This is a genomic window from Micromonospora phytophila (assembly GCF_023656545.1).
Taxonomy (GTDB): Bacteria; Actinomycetota; Actinomycetes; order Mycobacteriales; family Micromonosporaceae; genus Micromonospora; species Micromonospora phytophila.
The window spans coordinates 1-10,842 of record NZ_JAMOKF010000190.1; the positions used below are offsets into that span (position 1 = coordinate 1).

The following is a 10,842-nucleotide window of genomic DNA, read 5'->3' on the forward strand; positions in this document are numbered from 1 at the left end:
ACCAGGGCGACGAGGACCGCCACCAGGGCGCCGACCGGGCGGGCGGCGGAGACCCCGTCGAGCACGGACCGGGTGAGCAGCGGCTGCGCCAGCGACGTCCCGGCCCCGGCCAGCGACAGCGCGCCCACCACGGCCAGGGTGCCGCGGTGGGCGCGCAGGTACGGCAGCAGGGCGGCGAGGCCGACCCGCCGCTCCTCGACGGTGGTCATGGGGGAAACGGTAGCCGGCCGGGGCACCCGACCCGGCCGGCCGTGACCTCAGACCGTCAACACCACCTGGAGCTCCTGGCGGCGACGCTCGGCCAGGTCGGTCAGCAGCGCCGGGGCCTCCTCGAAGGGCACCACCGCCGAGACCAGGTGCTTGCGGATCACGTCCCCGTACGCGCGCAGCAGGTCGATCGTCTCCGCGGAGAGCCGCTCCCGGTCCCAGGCGGGGGCCAGTCCGCGCGGGACGCGGCCGATCTGGGCGCAGCGCAGCGACAGCCCGTTGTGGTGGAACTCCTCGCCGAAGCGGACGGCGTCCGCACCGGCCTGGTAGAAGGCCAGGTCGACGACGGTGCCCTGGGGGCGCAGCAGACGCAGCGCCAGTTGCAGGGCCCAGGCCTGCCCCCGGCACTGGAAGACCACGTCGGCCCCCCGGTCGCCGGCGCTGTGCGCCCAGCGGGTCTTGAGCACCACCGCCGGGTCGTCGGCCTGCGGGTCGAGGGTCTCCAGGCCGAGCGCCTCGGCGACCTGACGGCGCTGCGGGGTCGGATCCAGCACGACCACCGACGCCGCGCCGTGCCGCTTGGCGAAGAGCGCGGTGAGCAGGGCGACCACCCCGCTGCCGACCACCGCGATCCGCCGGCCGCGCACCCCGTCGGCGAGCGAGCGCACGTCGGTGCCGTGCAGGTCGGCGGCGGCGTGCAGCACGCCGTTGGCGCAGATCGGCCCCATGTGCGCGACGTAGACGCCGAGCAGCGGGTCGATGTCGTCGGGCAGCGGCACGAACCGCTCGGCGACCGGGTCGGCGACCCAACCGGTGCGGTGGCCGTAGGTCATCGCACCCACCGCGCCGACCTCGACGGCCGGGGTGCGGCTCTCCACCACCCGCCCGACCTGCATGTAGCCGAGCCGGGTGACCGGGTAGGGCGTGCTCGCCCCACCCGGCTGGAAGAGGCCGAGGTCGGCGTTCCAGGTGACGTTGACGTAGGGGTTGGTGCCCTTGACGAAGCTCAGCTCGGTGCCGGCGGAGACGCCGCTGTAGAGCGTCTCCACCCGGAAGGTGCCCTCGCGCAGCTCGGCGGCGTCCTGCTCGACCAGCTCCACCCGGCCCGGGCTCTCGACCACCACGACCTGGTCACGCATCGACGGCCACCCCCGCCGTGAGCGCCGGCGCGGTGGCCGGGGTGTCCAGGCGTACGGTCCGTCCGGTGCGCGCGGAGTCGGCCACCGCGAGGGCGAGCCGCTGGGTGCCCAGCGCCTCGGCATACGGGACGCGCACGTCGTCGCCGACGCCACGGACCGCATCGACGAAGGCCCGGTCGACGGCCACCCGGGCGCTCTCCGGGTCGGCCTCGAAGCGCCGTTCGGAGTCGGCGTCCCGGACCAGCAGGCCGTCCTCGGTCAGCGACAGGGCCAGGCCGTCGGCGAGGATCTCCAGGCCGGCGCGGTGCTTCCAGCCGAGCACGCAGGCGGCGGTCAACGTGCCGACCGCGCCGTCGGCGAAGCGCAGCGCCGCAGTGGTCACCGAGTCGATGTCGGCCCCGTCGACCGGCGGCGGCGTGCCGTTGCCGTACGCGGTGACCTCGGTCGCCTCGCCGACCAGCGCCCGGACCAGGTCCAGCACGTGGGCGGCCTGCTCGACGACCGGGCCGCCGGAACGGTCCCGCCTCGACCACCAGGCCACCGGCGGCACCTTGTCCCACCAGGCGCCGCTGACCATCCGCACCGGACGGTCGGCGAGCAGCTCCCGCGCCCGCTCCACGACCGGCAGGTAGCGCCAGTGGTGCCCCACGCCGGTGAGCAGCCCCCGCTCGGCGACCAGGCCGGCGATCCGCTCGGCGGTGGCCAGATCGACCGCGACGGGCTTCTCCACGAACATCGGCACACCGGCGGCGATCACCACCTCCTCCGCCGGACCGTGCGCGAACGGCGGCACGCAGACGTAGACCGCGTCCGGCCCGGCGGCCAGCAGCTCGTCGACGTCGGAGAAGGTCCGCGTCCCGTGCGCGCCGGCCAGCTCCGCCGCCGCGTCCGGCACCACGTCGGTCACCCCGATCAACTCCACGTCCTCGAAGCCGTTCAACACCCGGGCGTGGCGTTGCGCCACCCCGCCGGCCCCTACCAGTCCCACCCGGCACGTGCGCATGTACAGCCCTCTCGCCACGGTTTCGCGTTCCAGCGACAGCACTCCCCCCAGGTGGGCGCAATCAAACGTTCATCCGGGGGGAACGCCACGAAGTCCCTCTCGTGATCAAGCTGTTAGGGATGATCCGGTTAGCGCGAGCCGGGTAGTGGGAAAACCAATATCGGTTTTTCCGCCACGATCAGGGGGTGCCTGTGCGGAATACGGAAACGATGGTCTCACCCGTGGTGGAGGCTTGGGCCACCTACCGCACCACGTCGGCGGCCGACTGGCCCGTGCGGCGGCTGGTGCGCGCCAAGGGTGACAGCCGGGTCAGTGTGGTGCTGCCGGCGCGCAACGAGGAGGCGACGGTCGGCGCGATCGTGTCGACCATCCGGGAACACCTGATGGACCGGGTGGCCCTGGTCGACGAGTTGATCGTGGTGGACTCCCGGTCCACCGACCGCACCGCGCAGGTCGCCCGGGCGGCCGGCGCGGAGGTGGTCAGCCAGGACGCGATGACCCGGGGGCTGCCCCGACTGACCGGCAAGGGCGACGCCCTCTGGGCCGGGCTGGCCGCGGCCGAGGGGGACGTCGTGGCGTTCGTCGACGCCGACCTGCGGGAGTTCCGCCCCCACTTCGTGACCGGGCTGATCGGCCCGCTGCTGACCGACCCCTCGGTCGACTTCGTCAAGGGCTTCTACCACCGGCCGCTGGTCGGTGCGAGCAGCGTGGAGCCCGATGGCGGCGGTCGGGTGACCGAGCTGATGGCCCGGCCGATGCTCAACCTGTTCTGGCCCGAGCTGGCCGGCTTCGTGCAACCCCTCGCCGGTGAGTACGCCGGCCGCCGGGAGGTGCTGGAGCGGGTGCCGTTCGTCTCCGGGTACGGCGTGGAGACGGCGATGCTGATCGACCTGCTCGAGCTGGTCGGGTTGGACGCCCTGGCCCAGGTGGACCTCGGCGAGCGCAAGCACCGCCACCAGGACACCGCCGCGTTGGGTCGGATGTCGGCCCAGATCCTGCTCACCGCCTGGTCGCGGCTGCAACGGCGGGGTTGGGCGAGCCCGGGGGCGATGCCCGCCAGCCTGCTGACCCAGTTCCAGCGCGGCGGCTCGGACGCGCTGCCGAACCTGGACCGGGAGATCGTCGTCAGCGACGTCTCCATCGAGGAGCGCCCGCCGCTGGCGGAGCTGCGGCACCGGGTGCCGCGTCGCCGGGTGGCTGCGGCGTGAGGGTCCGGCCGGTGCGACCGGTTGGTGACGGAACGCGGGCGATCGAGGGCCCCGCCGAGGAAGGGAACCCAGCGCGATGAGCCTCACCGTCCTGATGAACGCCGGTCCGTGGCTGTCCGTGCCGCCGCCCGGCTACGGCGGGATCGAGAACGTGATCGCCACGCTCGTGCCGGAGCTGCGCCGCCTCGGCGTGCGGGTGGTGCTCGCCTCGGTCGAGAGCAGCACCCTGCCGGTGGACGAGCAGTTCTCGGTCTTCCCCGACGGGCAGTTCCACGCCCTGCAACGGCCGTACAACCAGGTCTGCGGCATCTCCCAGGCACACCTCAACGGGGTGGTGCGAATGCTGCACTCCCGCGACGACATCGACCTGGTGCACGACCACGTGGAGGCGGTCGGCCTGGCCACCCTCGCGGCGATGGGCCCGGACGCCCCGCCGGCGCTGCACACCCTGCACTGGGACCTGGCGAAGCACCCGGAGCTCTACGGCAACATCGACGGCGGCGACCGGGTCCGGGTCAACGGGGTCTCCGCGTCGCAGCTGGCCCGGGCCCCCCGCGCCCTGCGCGAGCACGCCGTGGGGCACGTGCACCTGTCCACTCCCCTGGCGGTGGACGCGGACCGGCGTCCCCGGGTGGACAAGGGCGACCACCTGATCATTCTGGGCCGGATCAACCCCGGCAAGGGCCAGGACGTGGGCGCCCGCCTCGCCCAGCGGGTGGGCGTGCCGCTGGTGCTGGCCGGGCCCGTCGGGCCGTACCACCGGCCGGAGGACCTGGCCGCGGCCGGTGACGAGGCGCGGCAGAACCCCGACGTCCGGTTCTTCTACGACGAGGTGGCCCCGCACGTCGACGGCGATCTGGTCCGCTGGGTCGGCACCGTGGCCGGGCAGGAGCGCGACGATCTGCTGGCCGGCGCCCGCGCCTCGCTGTTCCCGCTGCGCTGGGAGGAGCCCGGCGGCACGGCCGTGGTCGAGTCGCTGGCCCTGGGCACGCCGGTGGTGGCCACCGCGCGGGGCTGCCTGCCCGAGCTGATCGAGCACGGCCGGACCGGCCTGCTCACCACCGACGAGGAGGAGCTGGGCGACCTGCTGCTCGCCGCCAGCCTGCTCGACCCCGACGAGTGCCGGCGGGAGGCCGCCGTCCGGTTCACCCCGGCGGTGATGGCCGAGAGGTACGTGGGCCTCTACGAGCAGGTCCGCCAGCTCGCCGCCGCCCCACGCCTGCAACCCGTCTGATCCCACGACCCCTGCCGGGGCCGGTCCGCGCCCGCGGACCGGCCCCGCGCCGTCCCGTCCCCTCTTCCGGTGGTTTTGGGGGCGGGGTGGCGGGAAGGCGGGGACCGCCCTTCACCGAACAGTTCTGCCGACCAGTGAGGAGACGGCGGTGACCGGACCCATGGCCCATTCGCGCGCCCGGCACAACCCCGCCGATGGCAAGGCACTGGTCAGACGGGTCGCCGCCGCCGTGGCGGTGCTCTTCCTCCTGATCGGCCTGCTCGGTTTCGTGCCGGGGATCACCAGCAACTTCGGCGAGCTGCGGTTCGCCGGGCACCAGTCCGAGGCCAATCTGCTCGGCCTGTTCCAGGTCTCGGTGCTGCACAACCTCGTCCACCTGCTCTTCGGGGTGGCCGGCCTGGCGCTGGCCCGCACGGTCTCCGGCGCCCGGGCGTACCTCGTCGGCGGCGGCGCCATCTATCTGGTGCTCTGGCTCTACGGCGTGGTGGTCGAGCATGACAGCGGGGCGAACTTCATCCCGCTGAACGACGCCGACGACTGGCTGCACTTCTTCCTCGGCGTGGGCATGATCGCGCTGGGCGTGCTCACCACGCGGGGCCGCGCCCGGCGCTGACGCGACGCGGCGCAGGGTGCCGTGACGTCGGTCGCGCCGCAACTGGTCCGGTTTGACCCGCCTCGTGCCCGGGTAGTTCGCAGGTTCCCGAGGAAGCGAATCGAGGCGCGGAATGCCGAGCCGGATCACCTGCCAGGTCTGCGACGAGTCGCCCGTGACCGTCGTACGGCTTCGCGGGGGCCTCGACCTGGGCACGATGCGCGCGGTGCACACCGTCCTGGAACGGTGTCTCGCGGCCGAGCCCGACGCGCTGGTGGTGGACCTGACCGACGTCACGGTCCATGATCCCCTGGCGCTCTCCGTCTTCGCCGCCACCGCCCGGCAGGCCACCGACTGGCCCACCGTGCCCGTGGTGCTCTGCTCCCCACCGCCTGACGTCGCGACCTGGCTGGCGGAGTCGACCGCCTGCCGGGTCGTGCCCGTGCGCCCCGACTGCGCCGAGGCGACCCGGGCGGCGAACGCCGCGGCGGGACCCCGGCTGCGGGCCCGGCTGGAACCGGTGGCGGGAGCCTGCCGGCGGGCCCGGGAGCTGGTCACCGACGCCTGCGCCCGGTGGAACCTGCCGGAGGCGGTGGGCCCGGCATCGCTGGTGCTCAGCGAGCTGGTCGGCAACGTGGTCCGGCACGCCGGCACCCCGATGCAGGTGACGCTCACCCTGCGCCGGCCGTACCTGCACCTGGCGGTGGTGGACGGCAGCCGGGCCCACGCCGTGGCCGGCTCCCCCGACGCGCGGGCCGAGGGCGGGCGGGGGCTGATGCTCGTGCGCGAGCTCACCCAGCGCTGGGGCAGCATGCCGGCGGGCGACGGCAAGGTGGTCTGGGCCACCTTGGCCGCCAATTGACCAAAATTACCGCTCCCGCCTGAATTTCCGCTGTCGCCTGGTTACATGGGCAGAGGGGCGGGTAGCCACGCCCGTCCTTTCTGTCGTCATGACGGGGTGAGACTCACATGCCTGAACGGGTCACCACGGAACCACGCGACCGCGGTCCGGCGATCCTCGCGCCGGCCCGCTTCGGTGGCTACCCCGGCCCCCTGCGGCCAGCGATCCCGGGCGGCAAACTGCTCCGGTTCCTGGCCACCACCGACCACAAGCAGATCGGCCTGCTCTACCTGCTCACCTCGTTCGGCTTCTTCGTGCTGGCCGGGATCGAGGCCATGCTGATCCGCGCCGAGCTGGCCCGGCCCGGCCTGCAGATCCTCTCCTCCGAGCAGTACAACCAGCTCTTCACCTCGCACGGCGCGGTGATGCTGCTGCTCTTCGCCACCCCGGCGGCGTTCGGGTTCGCCAACTACATCGTGCCGATCCAGATCGGCGCGCCGGACGTGTCGTTCCCGCGGCTCAACGCCCTCGCCTACTGGCTCTACCTGTTCGGTGGGCTGATGGTGGTGGGCGGGTTCCTGACCCCGAACGGGTCCGCCGACTTCGGATGGACCGCGTACACGCCCCTGAGCAGCGCCGAGCACTCCCCTGGCGTCGGGGCGAACATGTGGGTGGTCGGCCTGGTGATCTCCGGCCTCGGCACCATCCTCGGCGCGGTCAACCTGATCACCACGATCCTGACCCTGCGCGCGCCCGGCATGACGATGTTCCGGATGCCGATCTTCACCTGGAACATGCTCTTCACCAGCGTGCTGGTGATCCTGGTCTTCCCGCTGCTCGCCGCGGCGCTGCTGGCGCTCTCGGCCGACCGGCTGCTCAACGCCCACGTCTTCGACCCGGCCACCGGTGGGCCGATGCTCTGGCAGCACCTGTTCTGGTTCTTCGGCCACCCCGAGGTCTACATCATCGCGCTGCCGTTCTTCGGCATCGTCACCGAGGTCATTCCGGTCTTCGCCCGCAAGCCGATCTTCGGCTACACCGGGATCGTGCTGGCCACCATCGCGATCACCGTGCTGTCGATGACCGTGTGGGCGCACCACATGTTCGCCACCGGGCAGGTGCTGCTGCCGTTCTTCAGCATCGTGAGCTACCTGATCGCGGTGCCCACCGGGGTGAAGTTCTTCAACTGGATCGGCACCATGTGGAAGGGACAGCTCACCTTCGAGACGCCGATGCTGTTCGCCATCGGCTTCCTGGTCACCTTCCTGCTGGGCGGGCTCACCGGGGTGCTGCTGGCCAGCCCGCCGGCGGACTTCCACACCCACGACACCTACTTCGTGGTGGCCCACTTCCACTACGTCGTCTTCGGCACCGTGGTCTTCGCGCTCTTCGGCGGCTTCTACTTCTGGTGGCCGAAGATGACCGGCCGGCTGCTCGACGACCGGCTCGGCAAGGCGCACTTCTGGACCATGTTCCTCGGGTTCCACGGCACGTTCCTGGTGCACCACTGGCTGGGGAGCGAGGGCATGCCCCGCCGGTACGCCGACTACCTGCCCACCGACGGGTTCACCGCGCTGAACACCTTCTCCAGCATCTCCGCGTTCGTCCTCGGCTTCTCCACCCTTTTCTTCATCTGGAACGCGTGGAAGACCTGGCGGTACGGGGCGATGGTCACCGTCGACGACCCCTGGGGTTTCGGCAACTCCCTGGAGTGGGCCACGACCTGCCCGCCCCCGCTGCGCAACTTCGACCGGATGCCCCGGATCCGCTCCGAGCGCCCCGCCTTCGACGCCAAGTATGGGCCCCTGGTCGCCGACCTGGGCCGCGACCTGCCCCAGCGCACCACGAAGCCGCCGCAGGAGTTCCACGAGGAGTTGCACCGCGAGAAGCACCTGCCGGAATCGCCCGCCGCCGAGGGCGCCCACGGCGCACGGGCGGCCACCGCGTACGAGCCGGCGCCGCAGTCGGGGGCACGGCCGGTCGACGTGCCGGAACCGACCGACGTCCGCCGGCCCAGCTTCGACGAGACCGACGAGCCCGAGGAGACCCGCCTCGGCGCCCAGCGCGAGCCGCAGGAGAACGACACGTGGCGGCACCCGCGCGGGCACGGCGACACGCCGGAGTACTGAGCGCGTACGCGTGCGAAAGGGCCGGCACCCGCAACGGGTGCCGGCCCTTGCCGTCGTCGGTCAGCCCTCGCGGACCTGGGCCAGGCCCGCGGCGGTGAGCGAGCGGCGCACCGCGGGCTGCATCCGGGTCAGTCGCAGCGGCACCCCGGTCCGCACGGCGGCCTCCCGGCCGGCCATCAGCGCGGCGATGCCGCCGGCGTCGAAGCCGCCCGCGCCGACCAGGTCGACCACCACCTCGGTGGGCTGCCCGGTCATCGCCTCCAGCATCGCCTTGCGCAGCTGGTCCGCCCCGTCCCGGTCGACCTCCCCACCGACCTCGACCACCACCCGGTCGCCGTTGTGCCGCACCGAGATCCGGGTCTTCGTCGAGTCGGACTCCGCGGCGCCGTTCTGCCAGGGTGGTGGCGCGTCGGCGAGCATCGCCTGACGCAGCCAGGTCAGCGCCCGGGAGAGCAGCCGGGACACGTGCATCTGGGAGATGCCGAAACGGGCCGCGATCTCCGCCTGCGTCTGGTTGCCGTAGAAGCGCATGGCGAGGATCCGCCGCTCCCGCCAGGGCAGCCGGTGCAGCAGCCCGCTGACGGTCACCCGGTCGTCGACGGATTCCAACGCGTTGTCCGACTCGCCGACCAGGTCGCCGAACTCGGCGGAGCTCTCCCCGCCGACCGGCGCGTTGAGCGAGGCCGGGCTGTACCCGGCGGCGGACTCCAGCGCGGCGAGGATCTCCTCCTCGGGGGTCTCCAGCCGCCGCGACAGCTCGGCGACCGTCGGGGCCCGGGACAGCTCGCTGGTCAGCGCCGAGGTGGCCTGACCGACCTCGAGGATCAGGTCGCGCAACCGGCGGGGCACGTGCACGCCCCAGGTGCGGTCGCGGAAGTGCCGCTTGATCTCACCTACGATGGTGATGGCCGCGTACGCGGTGAACGAGCCCCGTTCGGGGTCGTAGCGGTCCACCGCGTTGACCAGTCCCAGGCGGGCGACCTGCTCCAGATCCTCCAGCGGTTCCCCCCGCCCCCGGTACCGGCGGGCCAGCCGACCGGCGAATGGCAGGGCGAACCGGACGAGGTCGTCCCGCGCCTCCTGCCGCCGCTCGGGCGGAAGGCCCTCGATACGCGCCGCGTACGCCAGCGCGGCCGCGTCGAGGTCCTCCAGACCCCGTTCGGTCGGTGGTGGTGTGGTCGTGGTGGTCTGTCCGAACATCCGCGCCTCCCTCAGGAAGGTCCCCCGCCCGGATTTGGGAAACCGGTCGTGCGCGTGGTGACACCACGCACCGGGCCGGAAGTGGGTTACATGACTGGGATGCCAGCGGGTGACGCCGCGCTGCGCGGCGTGATCAGGCCGTCGCAGCCAGCGGTGTTCCCGCTCCGTAGGTACTCAATCACGGGACCCGGGGTTCGCGAGGATGTTTCGACAGGGCCGAACTAGCAGATGAGCAGGCCCTGGTGGGAGCCGCTGTCGCGCAGCGTGGCCAGGGCATCGGCCATGGTCAGCGGCGACGGCGTGGGCAGGTCGTACGGCTGGGCCCGCAGCACCTCCGTGGCCCGACGGGTGGGCACGGAGGTGACCGGGTAGCCCCGCGCGGCGGTGCGGTCCAACGCCCGGCGGCGGCGGCCGAAGCCGGCGACCGCCAACCACTGTGGCAGCCCGGCCAGCGCGGGTGACCGGACGCCGGGCGGCTCGGGGATCACGTCCACCGAGCTGAACGGCTCACTGCCGGCGAGCCACCACTCCGCGCCCTCCACGCTGCGCCGGGTGGCGTTCTCGCACCAGTAGGGCACCATGCCGGCCCGGACCACCTGCCACGGGTCGAGCAGCCGGCCGCACTCCACCACCAACCGGTCGCCGGTCTTGCCCGCCCCGCGCAGCCAGCGCCGGTACAGGTCGGCGGTCGCCGCGCTGAGCGCCGCCGGCTGCGGGACGAGCACCCGGTGCAGGGCGTGCCCGTGCGTCGCGGCCCACTCCTGGACGCCGGTCTCGAAACCGGACTCGACGCCGTGTTCCGCCGAGTCGGCCGGTGCGGAGACCTCCGGCGGTTCCCAGCGCGCGCCGTCGCCGCCGACGGAGCGGAGCACCTGGCGCAGGGCGTGGCTGTCCGGATGGAAGTCCACCGGGTCCAACCCGCTGCCCGGGCAGCCGAGCTGGAAGCTGTGGCCCGGTGCGGAGTCCAGCACCGGCCAGGTGCGCGCGTCGCGCAGCAGCAGCACGGGGGCGCCGGGCTCCAGGCGGTCGGCCAGGAAACGCGTGTACGCGACCGGCAGGCCCTGCCAGCGGGCCGCCAGCGACACCGTCGCGCCGGCCAGGGTGCCCCGGCTGGCCGGGCAGTGCACCTGGCGTACGTGCAGGTCGGCGTTGCCGGCGAGCAGCCGGGCGGTGAGGGCGGCGCCGTGGTCCAGGGCGGCCTGCGGCCGGTCCACCGACCCCTGCGCCCAGTGCACGGTCATTTCGAAGGCGGCGGGCAGCCAGGGCACCCCGAGGGCCGTCGCCAGGTG

9 protein-coding genes and 1 pseudogene are annotated in these 10,842 nt (G+C 73.1%); 5 read left to right on the plus strand and 5 right to left on the minus strand.

The annotated features are described in order from the left end of the window. From NCC78_RS20500 to NCC78_RS20510, 3 genes and pseudogenes are all read right to left on the minus strand, one after another. A pseudogene (locus NCC78_RS20500) lies at positions 1 to 209 on the minus strand (ABC transporter ATP-binding protein); the annotation flags it as partial. Positions 210 to 257: 48 nt separating this feature from the next. Next, entirely contained in the window at positions 258 to 1,346 is a 1,089-nt protein-coding gene (locus NCC78_RS20505; protein ID WP_250796341.1) for a zinc-dependent alcohol dehydrogenase, read from the minus strand. Then, positions 1,339 to 2,349 (minus strand): Gfo/Idh/MocA family protein, encoded by a 1,011-nt coding sequence (locus NCC78_RS20510; protein WP_250796348.1) that lies wholly within the window; start codon positions 2,347 to 2,349, stop codon positions 1,339 to 1,341. The genes NCC78_RS20505 and NCC78_RS20510 overlap by 8 nt, the downstream gene beginning before the upstream one ends. Before the next feature lie 209 nt (positions 2,350 to 2,558). Between NCC78_RS20510 and NCC78_RS20515 the strand changes: the two genes are divergently transcribed. The 5 genes from NCC78_RS20515 (at position 2,559) to ctaD (ending at position 8,353) form a co-directional block, all read left to right on the plus strand. After that, a complete protein-coding gene (locus tag NCC78_RS20515) occupies positions 2,559 to 3,557 on the plus strand; it encodes a glucosyl-3-phosphoglycerate synthase (RefSeq protein WP_372495164.1) in 999 nt (332 codons plus the stop codon). Between the two features lie 76 nt (positions 3,558 to 3,633). Further along, positions 3,634 to 4,791, plus strand: coding sequence for a glycosyltransferase (locus NCC78_RS20520; protein ID WP_250796342.1), 1,158 nt, complete (start codon positions 3,634 to 3,636; stop codon positions 4,789 to 4,791). Positions 4,792 to 4,951: 160 nt separating this feature from the next. Next, entirely contained in the window at positions 4,952 to 5,404 is a 453-nt protein-coding gene (locus tag NCC78_RS20525; protein WP_372495165.1) for a DUF4383 domain-containing protein, read from the plus strand. A gap of 154 nt (positions 5,405 to 5,558) precedes the next feature. Continuing rightward, a complete protein-coding gene (locus NCC78_RS32100; RefSeq protein ID WP_284706332.1) occupies positions 5,559 to 6,245 on the plus strand; it encodes an ATP-binding protein in 687 nt (228 codons plus the stop codon). A 107-nt stretch (positions 6,246 to 6,352) separates the two neighbouring features. Then, a complete protein-coding gene (gene ctaD / locus NCC78_RS20540) occupies positions 6,353 to 8,353 on the plus strand; it encodes an aa3-type cytochrome oxidase subunit I (RefSeq protein WP_250796344.1) in 2,001 nt (666 codons plus the stop codon). 60 nt (positions 8,354 to 8,413) lie between these two features. Here ctaD and NCC78_RS20545 read toward each other — a convergent pair whose 3' ends face one another. Next, a complete protein-coding gene (locus tag NCC78_RS20545; RefSeq protein WP_250796345.1) occupies positions 8,414 to 9,553 on the minus strand; it encodes a SigB/SigF/SigG family RNA polymerase sigma factor in 1,140 nt (379 codons plus the stop codon). Positions 9,554 to 9,774: 221 nt separating this feature from the next. Further along, the coding region (locus NCC78_RS20550; RefSeq protein WP_250796346.1) for a hypothetical protein at positions 9,775 to 10,842 on the minus strand (1,068 nt) is incomplete at its 5' end.

Excerpts from the sequence above, each read along its gene's own strand:
- NCC78_RS20505 (WP_250796341.1), bottom strand. The coding sequence starts at position 1,346 with ATGCGTGACCAGGTCGTGGTGGTCGAGAGCCCGGGCCGGGTGGAGCTG.
- NCC78_RS20510 (WP_250796348.1), bottom strand. The coding sequence starts at position 2,349 with ATGCGCACGTGCCGGGTGGGACTGGTAGGGGCCGGCGGGGTGGCGCAA.
- NCC78_RS20515 (WP_372495164.1), top strand. The coding sequence starts at position 2,559 with ATGGTCTCACCCGTGGTGGAGGCTTGGGCCACCTACCGCACCACGTCG.
- NCC78_RS20520 (WP_250796342.1), top strand. The coding sequence starts at position 3,634 with ATGAGCCTCACCGTCCTGATGAACGCCGGTCCGTGGCTGTCCGTGCCG.
- NCC78_RS20525 (WP_372495165.1), top strand. The coding sequence starts at position 4,952 with ATGGCCCATTCGCGCGCCCGGCACAACCCCGCCGATGGCAAGGCACTG.
- ctaD (WP_250796344.1), top strand. The coding sequence starts at position 6,353 with ATGCCTGAACGGGTCACCACGGAACCACGCGACCGCGGTCCGGCGATC.
- NCC78_RS20545 (WP_250796345.1), bottom strand. The coding sequence starts at position 9,553 with ATGTTCGGACAGACCACCACGACCACACCACCACCGACCGAACGGGGT.